The 24,160-nt window shown below is 40.1% G+C and carries 26 protein-coding genes; 14 read left to right on the top strand and 12 right to left on the bottom strand.

The genetic code is table 11. The annotated features are described in order from the left end of the window. Nucleotides 1-21: 21 nt before the first annotated feature. A complete protein-coding gene (locus AC5JMK_RS09455; protein WP_495909951.1) occupies nt 22-651 on the bottom strand; it encodes a TetR/AcrR family transcriptional regulator in 630 nt (209 codons plus the stop codon). Between the two features lie 177 nt (nt 652-828). Between AC5JMK_RS09455 and AC5JMK_RS09450 the strand changes: the two genes are divergently transcribed. From AC5JMK_RS09450 to ureC, 7 genes are all read left to right on the top strand, one after another. Continuing rightward, the gene (locus tag AC5JMK_RS09450; protein ID WP_096678762.1) at nt 829-1,812 is read left to right on the top strand and encodes a Rieske 2Fe-2S domain-containing protein; all 984 of its coding nucleotides are present in this window, start codon (nt 829-831) and stop codon (nt 1,810-1,812) included. Nucleotides 1,813-2,496: 684 nt separating this feature from the next. Then, on the top strand, nt 2,497-3,564 hold the full coding sequence (psbA, locus tag AC5JMK_RS09445; protein WP_096674567.1) for a photosystem II q(b) protein: 1,068 nt from the start codon (nt 2,497-2,499) through the stop codon (nt 3,562-3,564). Between the two features lie 161 nt (nt 3,565-3,725). After that, nucleotides 3,726-4,589, top strand: coding sequence for an urease accessory protein UreD (locus tag AC5JMK_RS09440; RefSeq protein WP_096674569.1), 864 nt, complete (start codon nt 3,726-3,728; stop codon nt 4,587-4,589). 54 nt (nt 4,590-4,643) lie between these two features. Then, nucleotides 4,644-4,946, top strand: coding sequence for an urease subunit gamma (gene ureA / locus AC5JMK_RS09435; protein WP_096674571.1), 303 nt, complete (start codon nt 4,644-4,646; stop codon nt 4,944-4,946). A gap of 242 nt (nt 4,947-5,188) precedes the next feature. Then, entirely contained in the window at nt 5,189-5,500 is a 312-nt protein-coding gene (locus tag AC5JMK_RS09430; RefSeq protein WP_096678764.1) for an urease subunit beta, read from the top strand. Between the two features lie 276 nt (nt 5,501-5,776). Next, on the top strand, nt 5,777-6,253 hold the full coding sequence (locus AC5JMK_RS09425; protein ID WP_096674573.1) for a cupin domain-containing protein: 477 nt from the start codon (nt 5,777-5,779) through the stop codon (nt 6,251-6,253). 12 nt (nt 6,254-6,265) lie between these two features. Further along, nucleotides 6,266-7,972 (top strand): urease subunit alpha, encoded by a 1,707-nt coding sequence (gene ureC, locus AC5JMK_RS09420; protein ID WP_495909950.1) that lies wholly within the window; start codon nt 6,266-6,268, stop codon nt 7,970-7,972. 87 nt (nt 7,973-8,059) lie between these two features. On the opposite strand, the gene AC5JMK_RS09415 is transcribed toward ureC, so the two are convergent. Continuing rightward, nucleotides 8,060-8,383, bottom strand: coding sequence for a hypothetical protein (locus AC5JMK_RS09415; protein WP_495909949.1), 324 nt, complete (start codon nt 8,381-8,383; stop codon nt 8,060-8,062). Here AC5JMK_RS09415 and AC5JMK_RS09410 point away from each other — a divergent pair. After that, entirely contained in the window at nt 8,363-8,965 is a 603-nt protein-coding gene (locus tag AC5JMK_RS09410) for a GNAT family N-acetyltransferase (RefSeq protein ID WP_495909948.1), read from the top strand. The two genes, AC5JMK_RS09415 and AC5JMK_RS09410, sit on opposite strands and share 21 nt — an antisense overlap. A gap of 114 nt (nt 8,966-9,079) precedes the next feature. Then, nucleotides 9,080-9,427 carry a Dethiobiotin synthetase gene (locus AC5JMK_RS09405; RefSeq protein ID WP_096674581.1) on the top strand — a complete coding sequence of 116 codons (348 nt, stop codon included), beginning with the start codon at nt 9,080-9,082 and terminating at the stop codon, nt 9,425-9,427. A gap of 119 nt (nt 9,428-9,546) precedes the next feature. On the opposite strand, the gene AC5JMK_RS09400 is transcribed toward AC5JMK_RS09405, so the two are convergent. The 3 genes from AC5JMK_RS09400 to AC5JMK_RS09390 all read right to left on the bottom strand — a co-directional run bounded on the left by AC5JMK_RS09400 (nt 9,547) and on the right by AC5JMK_RS09390 (nt 12,053). Further along, nucleotides 9,547-10,158, bottom strand: a complete 612-nt coding sequence (locus AC5JMK_RS09400) for a hypothetical protein (RefSeq protein WP_096674583.1) — start codon at nt 10,156-10,158, stop codon at nt 9,547-9,549. A gap of 77 nt (nt 10,159-10,235) precedes the next feature. Next, on the bottom strand, nt 10,236-11,264 hold the full coding sequence (locus tag AC5JMK_RS09395; RefSeq protein ID WP_096674585.1) for a zinc-dependent alcohol dehydrogenase: 1,029 nt from the start codon (nt 11,262-11,264) through the stop codon (nt 10,236-10,238). A 117-nt stretch (nt 11,265-11,381) separates the two neighbouring features. After that, nucleotides 11,382-12,053: a pyridoxamine 5'-phosphate oxidase family protein gene (locus AC5JMK_RS09390; RefSeq protein WP_495909947.1), complete on the bottom strand. Its 672-nt coding sequence runs from the start codon at nt 12,051-12,053 to the stop codon at nt 11,382-11,384. A gap of 116 nt (nt 12,054-12,169) precedes the next feature. On the opposite strand from AC5JMK_RS09390, the gene pdxR reads away from it, so the two are divergent. Then, nucleotides 12,170-13,633: a MocR-like pyridoxine biosynthesis transcription factor PdxR gene (gene pdxR / locus AC5JMK_RS09385; protein WP_096674589.1), complete on the top strand. Its 1,464-nt coding sequence runs from the start codon at nt 12,170-12,172 to the stop codon at nt 13,631-13,633. Between the two features lie 534 nt (nt 13,634-14,167). Here the strand turns inward: pdxR and AC5JMK_RS09380 are convergent. The 5 genes from AC5JMK_RS09380 to AC5JMK_RS09360 form a co-directional block, all read right to left on the bottom strand. Beyond that, nucleotides 14,168-14,668 carry a sterol desaturase family protein gene (locus AC5JMK_RS09380; RefSeq protein ID WP_096674592.1) on the bottom strand — a complete coding sequence of 167 codons (501 nt, stop codon included), beginning with the start codon at nt 14,666-14,668 and terminating at the stop codon, nt 14,168-14,170. Nucleotides 14,669-14,944: 276 nt separating this feature from the next. Beyond that, complete coding sequence (locus AC5JMK_RS09375) at nt 14,945-16,081, bottom strand: sensor histidine kinase (RefSeq protein ID WP_096674594.1); 1,137 nt, start codon at nt 16,079-16,081, stop codon at nt 14,945-14,947. 9 nt (nt 16,082-16,090) lie between these two features. Continuing rightward, a complete protein-coding gene (locus AC5JMK_RS09370; RefSeq protein ID WP_495909946.1) occupies nt 16,091-16,801 on the bottom strand; it encodes a response regulator in 711 nt (236 codons plus the stop codon). Between the two features lie 116 nt (nt 16,802-16,917). Further along, nucleotides 16,918-17,607: a LabA-like NYN domain-containing protein gene (locus AC5JMK_RS09365; protein ID WP_096674598.1), complete on the bottom strand. Its 690-nt coding sequence runs from the start codon at nt 17,605-17,607 to the stop codon at nt 16,918-16,920. 1,178 nt (nt 17,608-18,785) lie between these two features. Continuing rightward, a complete protein-coding gene (locus AC5JMK_RS09360) occupies nt 18,786-20,195 on the bottom strand; it encodes a phospholipase D-like domain-containing protein (RefSeq protein ID WP_096674600.1) in 1,410 nt (469 codons plus the stop codon). Between the two features lie 372 nt (nt 20,196-20,567). Here AC5JMK_RS09360 and AC5JMK_RS09355 point away from each other — a divergent pair, with 372 nt between their 5' ends. The 3 genes from AC5JMK_RS09355 to AC5JMK_RS09345 all read left to right on the top strand — a co-directional run bounded on the left by AC5JMK_RS09355 (nt 20,568) and on the right by AC5JMK_RS09345 (nt 23,053). Beyond that, complete coding sequence (locus tag AC5JMK_RS09355) at nt 20,568-21,734, top strand: cysteine desulfurase family protein (RefSeq protein ID WP_495909945.1); 1,167 nt, start codon at nt 20,568-20,570, stop codon at nt 21,732-21,734. A 75-nt stretch (nt 21,735-21,809) separates the two neighbouring features. Continuing rightward, nucleotides 21,810-22,562 carry a DUF1995 family protein gene (locus tag AC5JMK_RS09350; RefSeq protein ID WP_096674604.1) on the top strand — a complete coding sequence of 251 codons (753 nt, stop codon included), beginning with the start codon at nt 21,810-21,812 and terminating at the stop codon, nt 22,560-22,562. Nucleotides 22,563-22,687: 125 nt separating this feature from the next. Next, entirely contained in the window at nt 22,688-23,053 is a 366-nt protein-coding gene (locus tag AC5JMK_RS09345) for a DUF1823 family protein (protein WP_096674607.1), read from the top strand. Nucleotides 23,054-23,119: 66 nt separating this feature from the next. Here the strand turns inward: AC5JMK_RS09345 and AC5JMK_RS09340 are convergent, their stop codons facing one another. Beyond that, on the bottom strand, nt 23,120-23,317 hold the full coding sequence (locus AC5JMK_RS09340; RefSeq protein WP_096674609.1) for a ribbon-helix-helix domain-containing protein: 198 nt from the start codon (nt 23,315-23,317) through the stop codon (nt 23,120-23,122). A 123-nt stretch (nt 23,318-23,440) separates the two neighbouring features. Between AC5JMK_RS09340 and AC5JMK_RS09335 the strand changes: the two genes are divergently transcribed. Then, nucleotides 23,441-23,821 (top strand): hypothetical protein, encoded by a 381-nt coding sequence (locus AC5JMK_RS09335; protein ID WP_495909944.1) that lies wholly within the window; start codon nt 23,441-23,443, stop codon nt 23,819-23,821. 137 nt (nt 23,822-23,958) lie between these two features. Here the strand turns inward: AC5JMK_RS09335 and AC5JMK_RS09330 are convergent. Continuing rightward, on the bottom strand, nt 23,959-24,160 hold a 202-nt coding region (locus AC5JMK_RS09330; protein ID WP_495909943.1), incomplete at its 5' end, for a hypothetical protein.

The raw sequence follows: 24,160 nt of genomic DNA, 5'->3' as shown, positions 1-24,160 counted from the left end.
TCTCTTGCGATCCCCAATCCCCTAACATCCAACTCCTGCCAAAATCAAATTAATTGCTTCTTGAGTATATTTTTCAATCATTTCTGAACTCAGCCTATCAACATCTGGGGTGAGATGTTTAATATTCTCATGAGCGTTAAAGTAAAAAGTACAGATACCAGCAATTTGTAAACATACTAGAAATGGATCTAGTTGGCGAAAATCCCCTTCTGCCATACCTCGTTCTAATACTTTGATAATATGGGCAAAGGTTTTTTGCCAATTACCTAATTTAAAATATTTGCCTTGATTTTGATTGGCTTCTTGAAACCAAAGCATTCCTCGAAAAGGATGAGTTGCTTCGTAAGCGATCGCCACTCTGACTAAACTCTTCAGTGCTTCTGGGGCTGGTAATTTTTCAAGATCGAGTTGCTCAAGCATATCATGCATTTCCGTTGCCGGACGTTGCAAGACTGTTTGATACAATCCTTCTTTGTTCTCAAAATAATAGTGGATCATCGCTGTTGTTACGCCTGCACCTTTGGCGATCGCCTCTATTCGCGCTCCACTCAGCCCGTGCTTGGCAAATTCTGCTTCTGCTGCATCTAAAATTTGCTTTTTTGTCGCCTCCGGATCTCTAACTTGGCGACTAGTGTTAGACGAGCGTCTCATCTTAGCTGAACGAACCACTACTATCAAAATTCTCCACAAACATGTTTTTATAGCCTATCCTGATACATTGACATTGTTAATTAATTAAAAAATTAATTAAGACTTGACAATATAGCCAATACTAAATCATACTAATTAAAAAATTAATTAATAAAAAAGGATAATAACATGAAATCCATGCTAGCTGGCGCTCCCTGGTTACTGGCACATAAATCCATGTTGGAGATTAATAAGCCGAAAAAATTCTCTATGTATGGTTCAGACTATGTTTTGTGGAAAGATACGACGGGTAAAATTAACGCCTTACCAAACGCCTGTCCCCATATGGGAGCAATGTTATCAGAAGGTTGGTGTGAACAAAAAAACGATAATAGCAGCGTAGTAGTGTGTCCGTTTCACGCCTTAGAATTTGACAGTGAAGGTTGTACTATTTTGCCAGGTTCAAACAAAAAAACAATACCACAATTGCAACCGTTAGAGTTAATTATTCAAGGGGATTTTATCTGGTCTTATGGTGGACAAGAACCAAAAGCCAAAATCCCTGAGATTTTAAATAAAATTGCTGCTGAATATGACTTTATCGGTTACACAGCAGACACCAGCGTAGAAACGGATTTGCTTCCTATGCTGTTAAATATGCACGATTATAATCATCAAAACGGTACCCATCGTCCCTTATTTCGGATCACAGAAGTTAATTTTGGTAATTTTATTGACAATGGTCATGAATCTCATGCTTTTTATGATATGCCAACAGCACCTACAACTGTAGCTGAAAAAATCAAAAAGCCGGAATTGTTTTTAATAGCAAAAGAAATCAAAGCGCATTTAGAAAATCACTTTCCGTCTTTGGTCATTTTTCATGGAGAAACTGCGATTGGTAAAGTTGCTCAATGCCATTTGTTTGTGCCAGAATCGGAAACGCGGACACGCACCTATGTATTAATGTTTGGGAAACCCAAACATCCGGTATTTAAAATATTTAGTAAGAGTATTCTTAACTTTGCCAAAGTAGTTGTAGAACAAGATACAGAGATTTTGCTGAAAATTTATTCAAATACACCTCAAAAAATTAAGCTCAATAACGAAGTTGGTATGGATTGGGTACGACGAAATTTTGAGACTTGGCCTGAAATTGCAGAACCAAATTTTTCTAAGTAGTTATCACATAAATATAGTATGAGGTTATAGATCCCCGACTTAGCAAAAGCTGTCGGGGAACTGAACACCTACGACTCATCAAAATTAATTAAACAGACCAATAGAGCCAAAATGAAAAAGTATGGACGAATATGCTGCGTTTTTTTTTGATGCGATCGCTCTATTTTGATTCAATTTAAAGATTTTTCAAACGTTAATTTTTACTTTATTGTTTAGATAGTTTTCTCAGAAAAGAGAGCATTGCTAATATTTATTTTAAGAAATTTTAAACTGAAAATAAAAATATTTGCTAAAGAAAAATCATTTATAAAAATTAACAGTAATAGATTGATAAAAATCAAAAACTAATGTAAAACGTGATCGTAAGACCAAGGAAATTTTCTCCTTTGATCTATCAGTCTCACTAAATAGAGATTGTAAGTGTGAATTCATGGTGTGAGGAAATCACGGCGATTTGCATTCAAAAATAATACACTGTTTTGTCTTCTCAAAATTGCTAGTTACTAGTAATTTCTGATTAATCCAAATTTAAACCGCTATTCAAGCAGATTTTAGTCTTAATTCAAGACATTTCAGCTACTAGCGAGAAAAATTTCGCAAATAACCGTGAAAACAGCAAATTTCTCAATTTATAAAATTGAGGAAGTTTGTAATGTCTACATTCATTTTTGAAAGAAAATAGTCATGACCACAACTTTAACAAAAGGCGAAAGCGGTAGTCTGTGGGATAGATTCTGTCAATGGATTACTAGCACTGAGAACAGACTTTATGTCGGCTGGTTCGGCGTATTAATGATTCCAACATTATTAACCGCAACCATCTGTTTTATTATTGCCTTCATTGCCGCACCACCTGTCGATATAGACGGTATTCGTGAACCTGTTTCTGGTTCTTTGTTATATGGCAATAACATCATTACTGGTGCGATTGTACCCACATCCAATGCCATTGGATTGCACTTTTACCCAATTTGGGAAGCATCTTCTATGGATGAATGGCTCTACAATGGTGGCCCCTACGAACTAATAGTTTTCCATTTCCTCATCGGTATCTTCTGTTGGATGGGACGACAATGGGAACTCAGCTATCGCTTGGGTATGCGTCCTTGGATTTGCGTTGCTTATTCTGCTCCTGTAGCTGCTGCTACCTCGGTCTTTTTAATTTATCCTATTGGACAAGGTAGTTTCTCTGACGGAATGCCTTTAGGTATCAGTGGTACATTTAACTTCATGCTTGTGTTCCAAGCCGAGCATAATATCCTCATGCACCCCTTCCATCAACTTGGTGTCGCTGGGGTGTTTGGTGGTGCGCTATTTTGCGCTATGCATGGTTCTTTGGTGACTTCCTCCTTGGTACGGGAAACCACAGAGAACGAATCCTTAAACTATGGATACAAGTTTGGTCAAGAACAGGAAACCTACAGTATCGTAGCTGCTCACGGTTACTTCGGACGCTTAATCTGGCAATATGCTAGTTTCAACAACTCTCGTTCCTTGCATTTCTTCTTGGGTGCTTGGCCTGTAGTCTGTATCTGGCTTACGGCCTTGGGTATCAGTACAATGGCGTTTAATTTGAATGGGTTCAACTTTAACCAATCAATTCTTGACTCCCAGGGTCGTACTGTTAATACCTGGGCAGATGTACTCAATCGTGCCAACCTGGGTATAGAAGTGATGCATGAACGTAATGCTCACAACTTCCCATTAGACTTGGCTGCGCTTGATGCTATACCTCTAGCAATAAATGGATAGTTAGCTTTTTCTGAACAATAAAAAAGCGCTCTCTAGATGAGAGCGCTTTTTTATGATCAAGATAAGCTGTGGCAGATAGCTTTGGCAACTCCACCAAGTTTTTTCAACTGTCTACTTCATCGACTTGTTAACTGTAGCCATCATGAACTGGGTACACCAAAATGAATGAAAAACCTGATCAAACCACAACACCAAGCAAGGATGTTTGGCATGGAAACATAAACTTAGTGTATGCCCATCGCCAAAATCAAACCCAATTGATTTTTAATCAAAATCAAGCACCACTAAAAGTGCAACGTCCTTTTTATCCAGAAGGGCAAGAAGTCTGTCATAGTGTGATTTTACATACAGCTGGAGGTGTTGTCGGAGGCGATCGCCTCTCCTATAACTTCCACCTCCAATCCCATTCTCAAGCATTAATTACTACTGCAACTGCTGGTAAAATCTACCGTAGTAACGGCATGACTGCCAAACAAGTGATTGAGATCAAAGTTGATGATGGTGCTTGTTTAGAGTGGTTGCCGCAAGAAACAATTGTTTTTGATGGTGCATTCTATCAGCAGAATTTATGTATAAAATTAGCTACAAAAGCTAGTTATATTGGCTGGGAAATTACTAGATTTGGTCGCAGTGCTAGAGGAGAGAAATTTTTGCAAGGAGAGTGGCGATCGCACACCGAAATTTGGGAGCAAGACAAACCTTTATGGATAGATCGACAATGCTTACCAGGTAGCGAAGAAGTTTTTCACAGTCCCCATGGTTTGGCAGGGCAACCAATTGTCGGTAGTCTAGTCTACATTGGGTCAGAAATATCACCAGAATTAGTAAGTCAAGCACGAAGTCTATGGAAACCCACCCTCACTCACTCTCAAATAGGTGTGACTCGATTAGAACATGGACTTTTGTGTAGATATCGTGGATCTTCAACTAGTGAAGTGAGAAACTGGTTTATCGGTGTTTGGCAGTTATTACGCATGTCTTTTTTGAATCGTGGTAGCTGTGTGCCAAGAGTTTGGCAGATTTAAACTACAAAGACACACTAGACACGCTAGGGTAGAACACAAAGGAAGAGTGAGGAAATGCAACTGACGCCGCAGGAAAAAGACAAATTACTCATTTTTACTGCTGCTTTACTGGCAGAAAGACGTAAAGACAGGGGTTTGAAGTTAAATTATCCAGAGGCTATAGCCTATATTTCTGCTGCAATTTTAGAAGGTGCCAGAGATGGTAGGACAGTTGCAGAGTTGATGAGTTATGGTACTACCTTGTTGACGCGAGATGATGTCATCGAAGGAGTACCAGAAATGATTCATGAAGTGCAGGTGGAAGCAACTTTTCCTGATGGGACAAAGTTGGTGACTGTGCATAATCCCATTCGATAAACTAGCGATGGAAGTATTACTCAAAAGTTTAATCGAAGAAAAATACCAGCAAGGTATTAGTATAGAATTTTTTGCAGTCAAGGGAAATAACAATTCTAAAGGAGGGGATGAGTGTTGATTACCAAGAAATTGCTAACCAATGTCCTCAAGCCTTCAAACCATTTGTGGATTTTTTAGAAAGTCTTTAGATGAGAAGTTATCAAAAACATTCCTCAAGTAAAATTTTTATAAAGACCAATACTATGATTCCTGGAGAAATTATTACACCACAAGGCGAAATAGAACTGAACGCGGGGCGTCCTACTGTAAAATTACAAGTGGCAAATACAGGAGACAGACCCATCCAAGTTGGTTCCCACTTCCACTTTTTTGAAGTCAACGCCGCCTTAAACTTTGATCGAGAACAAGCGCGAGGAATGCGCCTCGATATTCCCGCCGGAACAGCAGTTAGATTTGAACCAGGCGATGAAAAAGAAGTCACCCTAGTTCCTTTTGCTGGTACACGCCAAGTCTACGGATTCAACGGCAAAATTAACGGATATTTAGATAGTTAAAAATTATTTTTTCTTATACTAAAAACGGCTAATAGCTGGACTTTCATAACAGTAGTTATAACACCCTGCATAAGAAAGCTTTTAGTTATTTAAATAAAGTAAAGCTCTAATACCATTTCCATATGAAGATGCATAGAAAGAACCCCACCGCCTTCGGCACCTCCCCTTACCAAGAGGAGGTTGGGAGGGGTTAAAATAATATGCAGCTTCATATTAAATTGGTATAAGCAATTTTTAGTATAGTTTAATTATTCTACACTTCTGTGGTTTGACATTATGAATAATAATCAAAAACCTCGCTGTCTTCTCAAAGCAAACGCAATTAAACAACTCCCGGAACAAACTGTTTGTCATCCTTTAAATCCTAATTCTGAAATTAGCGGTGTATCGTTAAGTGAACAAGTGGGGATGCAAAGAATAGGATTTCATTTAGTTAAAATCCCTCCAGGAAAAGAATCTTTTATCTATCACTCTCACGAATTTGAGGAAGAATTTGTCTATATTCTTTCTGGACGGGGTATCGCTGAAATTGATGGTGTTGAATTCGAGGTTACTACGGGTGATTTTATGGGTTTCCCTACCCCTTCTGTAGGACATCATCTTAAAAATCCCTTCGATGAAAACTTAGTTTATGTTATGGGTGGGGAACGTCGAGAAATGGAAATTGCTGATTTTCCTCATTTGAAAAAGCGGATGTTTCGCAATCGCAAGCAAGCACAAATTACTGACTGGGATAAGCTTGAAGATTTTTAAGAGGAATAATTGATGAGTTACAGAATGGATCGCCGCGCTTATGCGGAAACTTATGGCCCGACAGTAGGCGATCGCATCCGCCTAGCCGATACAGAATTGTTTATCGAAGTTGAACAAGACTTCACCACCTACGGCGATGAAGTAAAATTCGGCGGTGGTAAAGTCATTCGCGATGGGATGGGACAATCCCCCATATCCAACGCCGATGGTGCTGTTGATATGGTAATCACCAATGCTTTGATTCTCGATTGGTGGGGTATCGTCAAAGCTGATATCGGCATTAAAGATGGCAAAATCTTTAAAATGGGTAAAGCTGGTAATCCCTATATTCAGGACGATATAGATATTATTATCGGTCCTGGTACAGAAGCCGTTGCTGGTGAAGGAATGATTCTCACGGCTGGCGGTATTGATTCCCACATCCACTTTATTTGTCCCCAACAAATAGAAGTGGCGATCGCATCCGGGATTACTACAATGATTGGGGGTGGTACTGGACCAGCTACAGGTACAAATGCGACTACTTGCACACCTGGACCTTGGAATATTTACCGAATGTTGCAAGCCGCCGATGCCTTCCCCGTCAACCTGGGATTTTTGGGGAAAGGCAACACCAGTCAACCCCAAGGACTTGTAGAACAAATTTTAGCTGGTGCAATGGGGTTAAAACTACACGAAGATTGGGGAACTACACCAGCAACTATTGATACCTGTCTAAATATTGCTGATGAGTACGACGTACAAGTAGCAATTCACACCGACACTCTCAACGAAGCAGGATTTGTAGAAGATACCATCGCCGCTTTTAAAAATCGTGTCATCCACACTTACCATACCGAAGGCGCAGGTGGTGGACACGCACCAGATATTATTAAAGTCTGTGGTGAGGCAAATGTTTTACCATCCTCCACCAACCCCACCCGTCCTTACACTGTTAACACCCTCGATGAACACTTAGATATGTTGATGGTTTGCCATCACCTTGATCCAGGAATTGCTGAAGATGTGGCATTTGCTGAGTCACGCATCCGTCGCGAAACCATCGCTGCTGAAGACATTTTGCACGATTTGGGGGCGTTTAGCATGATCTCTTCTGACTCTCAGGCAATGGGAAGAGTCGGAGAAGTAATAATTCGTACTTGGCAAACTGCACACAAAATGAAAGTGCAACGAGGAAGCCTTGGTAGAGACACTCTAGCTGATAATTTTCGAGCCAGGCGCTATGTTGCTAAATACACTATAAACCCAGCTATTACCCATGGAATTTCTCAGTATGTGGGTTCAGTGGAAGAAGGTAAATTGGCAGATTTATGTTTGTGGCGTCCGGCATTTTTTGGCGTGAAACCAGAGATTGTCATTAAAGGTGGAGCGATCGCATGGGCGCAAATGGGAGATGCTAATGCTAGTATTCCCACACCCCAACCTGTACATATGCGTCCGATGTTTGGCAGTTTTGCGGGCGCGCGTCATGCGACATCCTTAACTTTCGTGTCGCAAACAGCATTAGAAAACGAGATTCCTAGTCAATTGAAGTTGCAAAAGCAAGCAGTTGCAGTGTCAGGAACACGCCAGTTAAGTAAGCAGGATATGAAGTTGAATGATGCACTACCACATATTGAAGTCGATGCAGAAACCTATGAAGTAAAGGCTGATGGGGAGTTGCTAACGTGTGAACCTGCAACTGTTTTACCAATGGCGCAGCGTTATTTTTTATTTTAGAGTTCATCTATGCCGTTATTACCATACCAAATTGAGAAGACATTGACGTACTCCCTGGACTAAAGCCGCAGGGATTCTCAAATGATGTTACGAGGCAGGATGAATCCGTGCCTCTCCACCACTGTTCTTGCTTCTTCGACTCTTAACTAGACGGTTTCCCGTCTCCGTCAGACCGTCTCTACAAGCGTTTTCTTCCACGCTGCGTCCCAGCGCGTTGATACCTCTGTTCCGTATCACAAGTGATGCTGCTACATCTCGGTGAGTTGTGTAGCCGCATGAAAGACAGGAATGAATCCTGTTGTGAGATTTTGGATGGAGTGCAATTAACTTGCAAAATGTCCTATAACTATCCTCACCAGGATATAGAAGTACTTTGCGTTTGGATTCAGCTTGCTGCTTCGCCATAGTCATGACTCGATACTTCTTTGGTTGGTCATTTTATGCTTACAGCAATCCGCGATCGCTCATATCATACCCATATTAATACTGGCTTCTATGGATGTAGAAATTATTCCTTGCTCTGTTGAACACATTCAAAAGCTAATTGAGGGTTCAGATGCTTTCCAGACTGCTTATGGGTTTCAGGTTGTCGATGGATACTTGCCTTTTAGGGGGGTACTTCAGTACAGTCTCAACCAGATGCAAGCCTCACAAATTTGGCATCCGTGGCTACCGTATCTGTTTGTCTTTCGTCCTGATCATGCATTGGTTGGGCTTGGAGGCTTTAAATCAATTCCTGATTCTCAGCGCACGATTGAGATTGGCTACTCCATCGCCCCAAGTTATCAAGACAGAGGTTTTGCAACTTCTGCGGCGCGTCAGCTGATTGAGATTGCATTCGCATCAAAGCTAGTTGACTGTGTTTGCGCTCATACACTAGCAGAGCGTAACGCATCGGCTAGAGTATTAGAAAAGTGTGGAATGACCAAGGTATCAGAGATTATCGATCCTAAAGATGGAGAAGTGTGGAGGTGGGAAATTAGCACAGTTTGACAATTTCGTTGCATACCGACTTTATGAATGGTTGACAGCTATATGTGTATTGTTAAAAGTAAAAAAATGTTTAAATAGCCGTAGGTAATACTGATGTGGTGACTCGGAAATGCTATGAACTACGAAACTGCTTGCAAATTCCTCATAGATCAAACAATCACTTCTGAAGAAAACCCGGATGCGCTACTCAGCCGCTTGCAGCAGGGAAAACCACCAGTTCCGGGTCAGATTACCTCTACTTTGCTGGCGTTAAAAGTGGTATTTGAAGGTCTCAAAGAAGCTACTACTATTGAACGAGAACTCGCCTACGCCTTGTATGAACTGACTATCAAAACTCAAATGTTGTTTGCAGCAGGACGCAAAGCAGGGGTTGACTGGCCTCCTCTGCTGAAAGAAGACTTATTGAGAATCGCGATCGCCACTGAAAGTATCTTTTCCGGTAACTGGCAAAATTTACATTAATTGGGGATTGGGGATTGGGGACAAGGGAGACAAGGAAGAATGGGGAGTTTGGGGTGTGCTTGGAGTGTGGGAAGACAAGAAACACCAATAACTAATGACAAATGACCAATGACCAAAAACTATCTTTTTTGCAATTGCGCTTTTAGTTTATCTAAGTCAAATTTGAGCAAAACAGTCATTTGACCAGTGAAAGCTTTTCCGTTCTTGGGTTGGGCAATTTCTACCCAGTATGCATAGCGATCGCCTAGACGTAATTCTCCCCGCAAGGCTTCCCGAATGGGAGTTTTGGCAAAACGAGCCGAATTAACGGTACTTTGAGTTGGATATTCATACACAACTTGAGCGCGTTTAAAATCTTGGTAAATATCCACGCCATATACTACTCGTAAAGATTCTTGCAAGCGCTCAAAACTCATGCCATTAATGGCATCATACATACTCAGCCTTTCGCTACGAATGCGGCTGCGGTCTTGAATAAACTCTACTTTACCAGGAGCAAACACCGATGCTTGAAAAGTGAATCGCTGGGCTGCTGTATCACTTTTCTGTATAAAAAATCGCTCGTTACTATTGGGACGCAGCGTCGGGTGTGCTTGTATCCAAGCGCCAACTTCTTCTGTTGATTGTCCTGGTAAAGCTTTGGCTTGGTCAGCAAAAAATGTTCCTCCGCAGATATAGGGAACGAGAGAAAAAGGCAATATCAAAACTTTCAGCAGGGGTTTTTTTTGCATTTGTTTATACCAACCTACTTCATTAAAAAGGGTAATTTTAGTTTTCCCCTGCTGCCTTTATTTATTTATAAGTACAACTACGGAATCATGGCAACTTTGATCACTTTGCGCGATCGCATATCGCAAAATACCGCTTCTAAATCCTGTAACGGACGCTGTTCACTAATTAATAACTCAAAGGGAATTCTACGACTAGCGATTAATGATAAAGCGGCTCTAACAAACTCAGGGGTATTATGGAATACTCCTTTGAGCGTAAGTTCACTGTAGTGGAGTTGTTCTGTGTTGACGGTAATTGTTGTATCTCGTGGACAACCGCCGAATAAATTCACCGTTGCACCAGGACGGGCGCAGGCGATCGCTGTTTCCCAAACACTAGGTAAACCAGTCGCTTCAATGACTACATCTGCACCCCAGCCATCCGTAAATTCTTTGACTAAAGTGGGGATGTCTGGTAATTGTCGATAATTAAACGTCTGGGCTGCACCGAGTTTTTTACCAATTTCTAGCCTGTCGTCATTACCACCGAATAGCAGTACTTCCACTTCCACTTCATGAGCCAACTTGGCTACAAACATCAACCCAATTGCCCCATCTCCCAAGACTACCACTTTATCTCCACTCTTGACGTTGGAACGAGCTGCGCCATGCAGTACACAAGCTAGAGGTTCTGTCATGGCTGCCAATTCATAGGATAAATTTTCGGGAATGGGCAATAAATTATGCTTTACAATCGGGGCAGGAATTTTCAGATATTCGGCAAAAGTACCGTTATTCCATGTCAAATTTGGACACAAAGAATACTCTTGGCGTTGACAAAAAAAGCAATTCATGCAAGGAGCCGAATTATTAGCAACCACGCGATCGCCTATTTGCCAACCCGTGACACCTTCACCTATAGCCACGATTTGTCCAGCAGCCTCATGACCAAAAAGAGTAGGAGGTTTGAGCATCTTAGCATGACCACCACGACGCCACACTTTTAAATCTGTACCACAAGTTGTTGCTGCTCCCACCTGTATTACCACCTCTCCTTTTCGGGGAGTAGGGTCAGGGACTGTTTCTAAACGCAAATTCTCTTTACCGTACAGTAAGGCTGCTAGCACAGATTTTTATCCAATAAGCTCCAGCTAATTTTATCAACAAGAAGCAGGAGGAAGTAGATAAAACTTGCAAATATGCTTGAACAGTGCTAGTTAAACCCATTTCCAATGCATCTGCAATCAACGCGTACGAGTATATTTATGCACATAGTCAGGTAGAGTAATACCCGACTGCAAACGAGAATCTGGAATCGGTACTGTTGTTGTCAGTTGCAATGGCAACACACCAGCCCATACAGGTAAACTGTAATCTGCCTCATCATCCAACGGTGGGCCTGTCCGTACCTTTGCTGATGCTTCATCCAGTGGCAGAGATAATACTAAAGTTCCTTGTAGTTCCTGGCGATTGGGCGGGCGCACCTCTGTCCACCGTCCCGATATGACATGTTCAGTAAAGGCGTATAGTGCTGCTAGCTTTTCTTCAGGACTTTCTACAACTGCTGCCGTGCCAAATATTACTACTGATCTATAATTCATTGAGTGGTGAAAAGCAGATCGCGCCAGCACTAATCCATCAAGTAGCGTGACAGTAACGCAGACTTCGATAGCATTTTGGAGCGATCGCAACATTCTACTTGCAGGAGAGCCATGAATGTAAAGTTTGTCTCCTATCCTGCCATAAGCTGTAGGAATCACAAATGGTTGACCATCTACAGCAAACCCGACATGGCACACCAAACATTCATCTAAAATGTCATAGATAACTTGACGTTCATACTCTCCACGTTGGGGAACACGTCTGATTTTAGTGCGTTGCGTCACTCTCAACACATTTTCACTATTATTACTCATGAGCAAAAGCTTGTTCAATAGGGTATATTGTCAGCTTAATTGTGCAAGTGGTCTACTACAAGAGCCACTTTTGTGTTGTAATATCAGTCCACTTAGATGTTACACAAAACTAGAGTATGGATTTAGCGATCGCACTCGACAGTAATATAAATGTGCCATTACATCAACAGTTATACGAGGAAATACGTAAAGCGATTCTCAACGGACGCCTGCTACGTAATCAGCGTATTCCATCCACGCGAAAGCTCTCAAAATCCTTGGGTATTTCTCGTACTACGGTGACTAATTGCTATGAGCAACTCTTTAGTGAAGGCTATATCAGAACTATTGTTGGTTCTGGCACATATGTCTGCGCCCAACTCCCGGACGATCTGTTGCATTCCGCCCCGATTGAGTCAGTCCAAAAGTCTGCTTCTGGTCAAAGCCCTCTGTCTGAGTATGCCGCCAGTTTGATAGAAAATGATGTGTTTATAAATACAGAACCTCAAGCCCCGATTAACTTCCGCTATGGGCGACCTGCTTTTGAATTATTTCCAATGCAGCTATGGCGAAAATTACTGTCTCGTCATTGTCGCTCCCATTCTCATTGGCTAGATTATGCGACAGACGCCTTGGGATATGAACGATTAAGGGAAGCGATCGCTCGTTATTTGTCCCAGTCCCGTGCAGTGCAATGCGAACCTGAGCAGGTGATGATCACCAATGGCACTCAGCAAGCTTTATATTTGGTGATGCGCTTGTTAATCAATCCTGGTGATGTTGTTGCTTTAGAAGATCCTGGTTATCTGAGCGCACGTCGTATTTTTTTAGCACAAGGTGCAAAGCTTCTACCAGTACCTGTGGATGAGTCTGGTTTGATAGTTAGGGATTTAGGTAACTATACGGGTGAAAACATTAAGCTTATTTATGTAACTCCTTCTCACCAGTTTCCCACAGGAGCAATATTGTCTTTGTCTCGGCGACTAGAGTTACTAGCTTGGGCGCATTCTCATGGAGCAATGATTATTGAGGATGATTATGACAGTGAATATCGCTATGGTGACAGACCGATTCCAGCTTTGCAAGGCTTGGATAAAAGCGATTGTGTCCTGTATATGGGTACTTTCTCCAAGGTACTGTTTCCTTCACTGCGGATTGGTTACTTGGTCTTACCCAAAAGTTTAGTACCAATATTTGCCCGTGCTAAGTGGTTGAGTGATAGACATTTACCATTGCTAGAACAGTATGTTTTAACTGATTTTATTGAAGAAGGACATTTAGAAAGACATATCAGAAAAATGCGTCAGCACTATGATCTGTGTCGTCAAGTTTTAGTGCAAGCCTTAAGCGATCGCTTTGGGGAACGAGTTACAATTTTAGGCGAGAAGGCTGGGCTGCATTTAATGGTGAAACTACAGACGCAACTTACGGATGAGGAGATTATTGAGGGTGCTGCGTCCTTGGGTGTGGGGATGATATCCGCTCAATCCCAATATCTCAAAGGGAATGTTACAGGCGAATTTATTTTTGGTTACTCGGAACTGACACAGCAACAAATTCGAGAGGGAATTTACAGATTAGCTAAAGTTATTTTTGCATAGTTCATTTATATGAATCATGAGAATGGTTATTCGGAAAAAGGTAGGCGATCGCAGCCCAACCAGATAAAGTCAGTAAACTCACGAGAAATACAGCTATAAAAATAATATACATATTTAATCAACATGAATATTTCGTATTACAAGACTTCGACTTGAATTTTCAAACATAAATTTTTCTCAAATCAATATTATTAAGGCACTTATCAAGCAATTAATTCTAGTTAAAACTAATTGTAGATTCAGACATAAAGATGGATCAATCCAACATATATAGTCCTTCATTTGAGAATTAAATTATCTGTAATCATTTATAAACTATCAATTGGATATGAAGTAGTTATGACTGTTTTGTGTCGATGTCTTGTATTTAATTAACGTTATCTAAGGTGCTGCTGGGCAAAAAGTTAAAGGGTAAAATAACAAAGAAACACCTTTACCCTTTAACTGAAGCGTATTGAATTGAGTACAACTTTGCGTAAAATCGTAGCGGTCTTAAACGCAGAGGTACGCAGAGTATTTCCGCAAACGCTGGACTTAGATGCGTGAATATTTGAAATGTAGCCTCAGTAAACGCAGCCAACGCAACCAACTTTTTGCAGGTTGGTCAAAAAATGTGAAAATATCGCCGTAGCTTAAGTTAGTTTTTTGATGATGTTGCCAGTGTGCTTCGGGAGTTGTGATAAATAAAACTTGGCATAAGCTAGTCACAAATTTAGGAGTTTGCCAATTCATGACACTGGTATGTCTCCACCATACATGAAACTGACCAAACAACAGCCCACAGATAACACCAATCGGAGATAAACTCCATAAAAATATAGCTACTAAGAAATATGGCAAAGCACCTAAAACACCATCTAAAAGAACTAAAACATTAACAGTCAATATTGCGTAGTGGCGAAAGTCCTTTTTTGCAGAGTGATGGGTTTGTATATGTAGGCTACCAAAAACATGTTCTGGTACATGGTAGCAAAAAGTGGAAAGAAAATCACCAAAAAATAATAATAACCAAGCAACAGCTATAGACTCAAGCATTTGTACTCCTCACATCCCGTAACTATACGATGTATAGATGTATGCCACCTCTAACGCTGAATCTACTCAGCAGCAATTGTTGGACAACTTGTAGTGTCGCATACATCTAAATATCGATAATTTCACCGTTTTTTAATCCAGCGATCGCACGGATTTGTGGATAAAGTAAAACATTTTCAATAACTCTTGAGTTAAAAATAGTGCAAGCTTAGGTTAAGGGAGCGTGTTTATTGTCCCCCTTCTCCCTTGTCTGCTTTGTCCCCAATCCCTTATCCCTTATCCCCGCTCCTTGATCCCTCCAGATAAAGGTAGGCAAAAACGAAAAGTACTTCCTACTGCGAGTTCACTTTCTACTTCCATGTAGCCACCTTGTAGTTCTACTAAGCGGTGGGAGATGGTTAAACCGATACCAGTACCACCAGAGTGGCGATCGCGAGATTTGTCAGCTCGCCAAAAGCGTTCAAATATATGAGGTAAATCTTCTGGTGATATTCCCATACCTGTGTCAATTACTGCTATCCAGAGTTTTGAGTCATTAATCCAAGCCTGGATAGTAATTGTGCCTTGATTTGTGTAGCGTACTGCATTACCAACTAAATTTACCAACACCTGTTCTGTGCGATCAATATCTGCCAAGACAAGAGGTAATTCGGCTGGACACTTTAGTTGCAGAACTGGCCCATCTTCGAGCAATTGCTCGGCAAATCTAGTTACTAATGATTCTAATAAGGGGCGTATATTTACAGGTTTGATGTGAATTGGCAAATAACCTGCTTCTGCTTTAGAAAGTTCTTGCAAATCATTTACTAATCGCTCTAAACGCTTAGTTTCTCTGACTAAGAGTACATAAATTTCTGGGGAGGGTTCCATACTCCCATCAGCTAGTTCCTCTAAGTAACCGCGTACTACCGTCAGAGGTGTCCGCAACTCGTGAGTCATATCTCCAATCAATTCCCGTCGCCGCGTTTCGACTCCTTCTAAGCTTGCGGCCATGCGGTTGAAACTTATCCCCAATCTATTGAGTTCTGGAATGTCTGACATTGGTAATCGAGCATTCAGTCTACCTGTAGCAAACTCTTGAGTGACTTTTTCCATCTGAGTCAAACCTTGCATAATGCGCCTAGAAACCCAGAAACTTAATCCCCCTGCTGCTGTTCCACCGACAATCACTGACCAGACAGTACTGCGTCTCCAAGCACCTTCAAATCCGTCAACTAATTCTGTGCGGATATTAAATAATCTGTAACCTCGTCTTTCTAATTGCTCTAAGTGCAAGACAAAAAAACGTGGAGAAGAAAGTTTGCTGATGATGACAAGGGTAAGTACCCCCACAATCATCACTACCAAGTGGGAGAAAAATAAGCGAGTTCCCAAAGGTAAAGACTTTGTCGATCGCGAACCCTTGTTAATCATGTTAAAACTTTAAATTACATGAGGGTCTTCAAATTTGTAGCCTACGCCTACAACAGTTTTAACAAAAGTGGGGTTAGCAGGATCTGGTTCTATTTTTTTCCGCAACCGCGCTACATGAGTATCTACAACTCGTTCATCACCATAAAAGTTATCACCCCACAGCTTGTCAATTAGCTGGGTGCGGTTCCAAACTCGACTAGGACTGCTGACAAAAGTACTCAACAAATTAAATTCTAGAGTTGTTAGCTCCAAAATTTCTAGTGGCTGAGAATCTATCTGGCGACTGATGGTACGCTGTTCTACATCTACTGTAAAATGTTGCGTACGATAAATTTGATTTTGACCTACGCCTCGCAGACTACGTCGCAAAAGAGCGCGGACTCTAGCAACTAACTCTCTAGGGCTAAAGGGTTTAACCATATAATCATCAGCGCCAGTAGATAAGCCAATCACTCGATCTATTTCCTCGCCTTTGGCTGTCAGCATTAATATATATGGGTCTTTTAATCCTGGTTTTTGGCGAATTCTGGCACAAACTTCCAGTCCATCTAAGCCAGGAATCATTAAATCCAAAATCATTAAGTCTGGTGTTTGCTCTTGAAACATCCGCAAAGCAGTGTTTCCATCGCGACAAGTACGACAGACAAATCCTTCTTTTTCTAAAGAGTGTTGGATCAACTGAGCAATTTCCGGTTCATCCTCAACAATTAAAATATCCATTTGAGTTAAAGACGAGTAAAATGCACGTAACAAATTAAGAGCAGTTTACTCCACAAAATATCTACTGCTCTGGCAAGTTACCAGTATAGATGAGGATGAATTGATCAGGAAATTGTTTACTGTACGCTGGTGTTAGATAGAGGTCGGTAGTTATAAGCAGAATTGTGGTCTTTTTGAATATGTTGTTTGATTGTGTCCAAATCAATGAAGCAGTCAGCAACATCAATTAAGCTATCACTAGTCATTGAGCGGACACTGACAATTTCTACTCGTACTCCTTTGTAGGCGATCGCATTGACAGCATAAGCCAAGTCTCCATCCCCACTCACTAAAACCGCAGTATCGTAATAGGGGACTAAATTAATCATATCTACTGCCATTTCTACATCTAAATTGGCTTTTTTAGAACCATCTGGAAACTGGACTAATTCTTTGGTAACTACACGATAACCATTGCGTCGCATCCATAACAGAAAACCTTGTTGTTTTTCATTATTGCGATCGACACCTGTGTAGAAAAATGCACGCAATAGTTTTGCACCTTTTGTTAAACAATAAAGTAATTTGGCATAGTCAATTTCAATTCCTAGTTGTAAAGCTGTATAAAATAGACTGGAACCATCAATAAAAATAGCCACGCGACCACGATTTGATTGACTGAAAATGCCTGTGTCTAATGAAGAATCTGGCATTGTTAAATCTTCATTTTCAATACTGGTGTCCATGATGTTCTCTCCGTGCCATTGTGGTCTTTGTTTAAGTAATTTATATGGATTTGGCTGTTTGCTAAAAGAAATAAAATTCATTGATACCTCTGGATGTTAAATCTAGAAAGTTTTTCTTTGAATTTGTCAATAGAAAAACTTTATTCATTTGTGACTGTGACAGCACAGCATATTTGTTCATATTTGGACTCCGTATAAATATCCGCTCTCTTTGAAAGCAGCGTACTCTTTGAGGAGAGAATCAAATCAGCCATTAGCACATAATCCTATTTTAACTAGGCTATGAAACTTCGCTTCATAGTATGATCTATCTGATGAAAATAAATGGCTGACATTACAATAAATTAATGTCAAGCCTTGTAGTTAAATATGAAACAAATGAATTTTAATATTTGTTATATCCTTACATTTTCTGGACAACACCAATTTAAAAGGCTACTTATAATTCAATTTTTTAGAGAATTTTTTTCGACAATCTAATATGTTTTTGTCAAAATTCTTTTGGAGCTATTATCTAGAACTAGTAATACTTCCGAGGAATTAACAATCATGCATTCACGCAATCAAAAACCTTTATTTTCGCCACCCTGCATTAGTCTCAGTACTGTGTCTTAATAGACGTGAATAAATTCCAAGTATAGGGAGCATCCCAATTTTTTCAATATACCACGCTTGGTTTAAAACCCTTAGCTAATAGTACAAGTCGTCTTTATACGACTCAAACAAATCAAGCAGTCTGCTTAAGCAGAGTTTAGGTGACTTCTGTAGACAGGCTTGACCCGGCTTCAGTGTAGAATAAGTATTCACTTTGTGTCTATGTAGTTCGTTTATTAAAAGCATTTTCACAAATCATATAGGGCTGCTATTTTAATTTTGAACAAAATAAAGTATCGTAGGTTGCGTTACGCTGTCGCTAACATACCCTACGTATATTTTGAAAAATCAAACTGTATTTCTATATAAAAATTGAATTATCGCAGCATTTAGATAAGTTTTTACTTTCAAAAGAGCAGAAATATCAATATCAAGATTGAAACCATTCTTTTTGAAATTTATATAATACTCAATTTAATTGATGAAATATTGTTATTTAATTAACATTGTTATAAAAAGAAAAATAAATTATTCTAATGATAAAGATATTGAAGTTTTATAACCCTTTATTAAGAGCATTGCGGCTAGGATTGCTACCCTTCGGGAACGCTAAGAGCGAACGCTTCGCTCGCAATGACTGTAATTAATTTTGCGTGATTACTTAATTATTTATGGCACTGTTTTGATTGTGCTTTGATTTTTTGTTGAATTTTTGGTGGAATACCTAATCTAGAATTGGTATAAAGTCTGTCAAATTCTCGCTGATAATGAGCAGCAACAATAGGATTTTCAATTACTAAAAGTGTCTCATCATTATTGTTATTAGCTGCTTTTGTCCAGTTATGAGAACCTGTAATGACTGTCTTTTGATCAATAACGGCAAATTTGTGATGCAATAAATCACCTTTTGCTAAAACAGGTACGCCTACGGTAGTAATGGGATTTTTCCAAGGATGATTATCAAGTTGATTTTTACATTTTTCACTCAAAGCTATGCCCATCATATCTAATGCTTCGCTGTAGGGACGATAGGCAAATCCTGGCTCAATTAAAGCGCGAATTTTCACGTTGTTTTTGTGCCTGATTTCAAGTATATTTGCTAAACGCTGTTCCGAAAAGACAAATAATGCTATATCTATAGATTGACTAGCGGAACTTAAGGTGTTGCCAATTAAAGCATTACTGCTATAATTCCAAGGCTGTGTGGGAGAGTTAGGTGAAAATTTGACTGTAATTTGATTATCACCTAAGATAACTTGGTGAGAATTTTGTAAAGGTTTTTGTAAACCAAACTTACTGTCTAATTTACCTGCTACTCCATCACCCCACATCAAGTTAAATTCTTTTGTAAATAAATCTGCTAATTCGGGACTGTCAATTTTTAATAAATTATTAGCATTACCCAAGCTATTAGTATTAATAAAATCACCATGTATATCACTCATGGTAAAATTTGCGGAAGTAACGATCGCAAAGCGATTATCTACAACTACAAATTTATGATGCATCAAACTACTACCCTGAGAACCATCAGCCCTATCATCAATTAAAGGTATTTTTGCTTGATTTAAAATTACTAAAGCATCTGTTTTGTTTATTTCCTCTATACTTAGTTTTCCATCTTTGTTACTATCTGCAAATAACCGATAATCTTGATAACGTTGCTGTTCTCTTTTATCTAATTTCTTCACCTCATCAACAGTAAAACTACTCCAAGGACGACTATAATGATTTTCTATGATGACTCTGACTTTGACTCCCGATTTTTGTTTATCTACAATTGTCTGCGCTATTTTGGGTAAACGTAATTCTTGGACTGCGACATCAATTGTTGATTTTGCTTGGGAAATAGTGTCAACAATTAATTTTTCTAAATCATCTCCTTGATGAATTTGCTGACGATAAGGTTCTAAATATTGAGAAGACTGAGAATGATTGAAGTAAACTTGCACGAATGGATCTTGCGGTAGTGGTTCTAAACGCTTACTGTCAGAATGGACTCGTTGACAAGCAGATAAGATTAGTATGACTAAAAATATAGAAGACAAACGCCATTGGATAGATAACAAAAACACAGTAGTTTGATAAAAATTTACTTAGCTGAACAGATTTATAATTCCCAAACTGTAGGTGATTAAATCACAGAACAATTAGGGATTGAGGATTGGGGACTAACTTATCAGCCAACCCATAATCCATCTACAGCACTTTGTATCTAAATGGAGTACACCCTTTCCCTAATCCCCAAAGCGGGTGGGTTTCTTCCATACCTCACGCTTGTTGAAATCTGCTGTATGTTTATTAGTGTTTATCGCCTTGGACAGTGATCGATTTTTCCTCTCCTCATTGTCGGCGAAAAGTCTGTGAGGGGCTGACTTATTCAAGAAATGTATTGTATTAGTGAAAATAGAAACAGCCCGTTTCCCAGTGTATTGACTGGAGAGTCTATGCAAATTTATTTAGATTACAGTGCTACTACTCCTACTCGCCCAGAAGCGATCGCAGCAATGCAAACAATCCTCACTCAACAGTGGGGTAATCCCTCTAGCTTACATGAGTGGGGACAACGGGCAGCAACGGTATTAGAACAAGCTAGAATGCAGGTAGCCGGACTCATCAATGCACCTGCGGAATCAATTATTTTTACTTCTGGTGGTACAGAAGCAGATAATCTAGCAATTATGGGTATTGCTCGTTTGTATAGCAAACCCCAGCATCTAATTATTTCCAGTGTTGAACATTCCGCTATTTCTGAACCTGCGCGGTTATTAGAACAGTGGGGTTGGGAAGTAACTCGCTTGAAAGTAAATCATCAAGGTAGAGTTAACCCTTTAGATTTGAAAGCAGCATTGCAAGACAACACAATATTAGTCTCAATAATTTATGGACAAAGCGAAGTTGGTACAGTCCAACCAGTCACCGAATTGGGAAATATTGCCCGTAATGCTGGTGTTTTATTTCACACAGATGCAGTCCAAGTAGCAGGACGCCTACCTCTTGATGTGCAAAATTTACCTGTGGATTTACTGAGTATTTCTAGTCATAAAATCTACGGTCTACAAGGCGCAGGAGCTTTGTATGTGCGTCCAGGTGTAGAATTGGTTCCCCTATTGGGTGGTGGAGGACAAGAACAGCGATCGCGTTCCGGTACACAAGCAGTACCAATAATTGCTGGGTTTGGTGTCGCCGCCGAATTAGCAGCCCAAGAAATAGCGAGAGAAACACCCAGATTGATGCAGTTACGCGATCGCCTGTTTTCCCAGTTAACAGATGTCCCCGATTTAATACCCACAGGTGATTTAGTTCATCGTCTCCCCCATCACGTCAGCTTTTGCTTAGAACACGCCGATGGTGAAAAAGTTAGTGGTAGAAGTTTAGTACGAGAATTAAACCGCGCCGGGATTGGGGTAAGCGCTGGGGCTGCTTGTAATAGTGGTAAACTCAGCCCTAGCCCAATTTTGTTAGCAATGGGTTATTCAGAACAAGCAGCTTTTGCCAGTGTACGAATGACGCTAGGACGAGATACCACCGAAGCGGATGTAGATTGGGTAGCGATGGTATTTAAGCAAGTTTTACAAAGACTATCACCTGTAGAATTGGTTTTTAGTCATTAGTCATTGGTCATTATGTAATGAAATAATTAATGGCTAAATCTAAAATCCAAAGTCTAAAATCTAAAAATTTTTAAAATGGCTGAACTACCAAACTCTTTAGAAGATGCGATCGCCCAAGCGCGTACAGCTACCCAAGCAGCAATAGCAGATGGCTATACTCGGCTACAAGTTGAGTTATTGTTTCCCGAATTGAAATTAATGGAAGTAGCTCAACAATTTCTACCCACTTTTGCCCAATACAAAGACAAACTTAAAGTTTTCTTTGCAGATGCGGGTAGTGTTGGTCTTGCCCGTCGCGACTGGAAAGATGTATCATTCCAAATTACTGACATTGGCACTGGTAGAGCTGCCTCTATTGAGTCAAAAGTTCAATCAGAAGATGAAATTTTCCTGTTTATCGCCCCTGGTTCACCAGAAGTCCCGCAATTGGAAAAAATTTGTGCGGTTATAGGCGATCGCCCCTTCGTTATGTTAAATCCTTTTTTGGAAGATGCTGGCAAGATCGGAATTGGTTATGCTGCTAGGCAAACCCGAATTCGTTTTCTCAGCACAATAGAATCTTGTTACTACTTACGTCCTGTATACGAAGATGTAGCATTGTTCCGTTGCTATCCAGGATTATGGGAAATTTTGGTAGAAAATAACGGAGAATACCAAAAAATTGCCGAATTACCACAAAAACCCTCCGGCGACGACTTGGATCTAATTATTGCTAAAGGACAAGACTCGACAACTACGACACAAGGAGATTCTGTCGCAGCAGTACCAGGGAAAAAACCAAGTGTATTCAGAGGTTTGCAAAGGTTTATCAACGCACTCAGGAATTAGGGCTTCCATAGGTAGACACAAAGAGGAAATTGGAATTTATGCATTGACAAGTTAGACATAATGCTCTAAAAAATGGACTTATTACAGAGTCCAAAACTTTATCCTGCTTTGATTTTGAATTGCTTATGTCTAATTTGCCACCACTTAATACAGATACTATTTGGGCAATTCTCAACGAAGAAATTGATGACGCCACAGTTAATCAATTAGTATGGCACTACTTAGGTTATCGCTACGACTCGGTAACAGCTAAGTGGGATAATCAGGAAGTGTCTGCCGAATGGCGAGATGAGTATCCAGAACCGCCTGATTTTATTGACAGTCGTCCAGCAACAGTCAAATTGACTCGTTCTATCCCAACACAGTATAAACAAATAGTCAAAGAAAAGCTGGGTTTTAAGGGTTATAAAATCGGGGAATTTGGCCCTCGACAAACTCGCAGGGCGACAGCTGCTAATTGGTTATTGAGTTACATGGAACAAAAAGGCTAGTACGAGAGGGCGATCGCACGCTACTTTTTTGACTGCAAAAGCGATCGCCCTGACTTTTCTGTTAATTTATTCATTTGTTTTATTTTTATCTCTATCCAGCTTTTCACGAATAGCTTCTCTACAATATTCCGGTGGATTATCTTTTTGGGATAATTCATCTTTCATGCTTTTAGGTATACGTAAATTAATTCTTTCAGTTAACGGTTCTTCTCTATCAGTAGTGAATGGCTTAAGGCTTTTGGGATTACCTTTAGGATTGGGCATTGTATATAAATGTAAATATAATGATGAAACACGCGACACCACGTGTTTAATGAGTAATTGGTGGATGCTTTACCTGGTAAGTTTTCATCCACCATATCCACTTTATAAGAGTAGACAATCATTATGCTATCAAGAGAACAGCTTGAATTGCTATCGCTAGAAGACTTGCAAGCGATAGGTAAAGATTATGGCATCCAGCCAGTGGGAAATTATAGTAAAAGGGAATTATGGATTAGAGCGATCGCACGGTTTCCATACCAAGCCATTGATCAGATGAGAGACGGTGTAGGAATGCATCATCCAGGAATCAACGCTTATTATTTATTGACCCAAGTGCTTGATATGATTGGGGAACCTACAGATAGCCAAAAAGCACTGCTTAAAGCTAGCGATTGTGAACAATGGTTACAAGATCAGCAGTGGCGATTCTATCAAGAAAAAATGCAGGACTTACACCGCACCACAATTCTGATTCGCAACGCCATCAAATTGCTCGTTGGCTAGATATCATCACAACAATCTCGGCAAATTTCTAATAACTTTCGGCAAAAGTGCGATCGCTCTCACAAGTTCAAAAAATCCATCTGCGATTGCGATCGCAGTCTCATAGCTAAAGTCTGCTTAAAGCAGACTGCTTGATTTTATAAAGTCGTCTGAAGACGACTTGTGCTATTAGCCAAAAGTTTTAACCCAAGCACGGTAAAAAATTGGGATGCTTCCGTTCGAGTAAGCAATATGGCTTTTTGCTTACTGATTTTGTCAAAATCAGTGCGTGATTTACCCAAATGAGAAGGTGAAATGACATTTCCAGTGCGTGATTCACTAAAATCAGAAGGTGAAATG

The sequence above is a fragment of the Pelatocladus sp. genome (genome assembly GCF_059505505.1).
The sequence above is the reverse complement of the archived record's forward strand: the minus strand, read 5'-3'. Positions and strand labels throughout refer to the sequence as shown.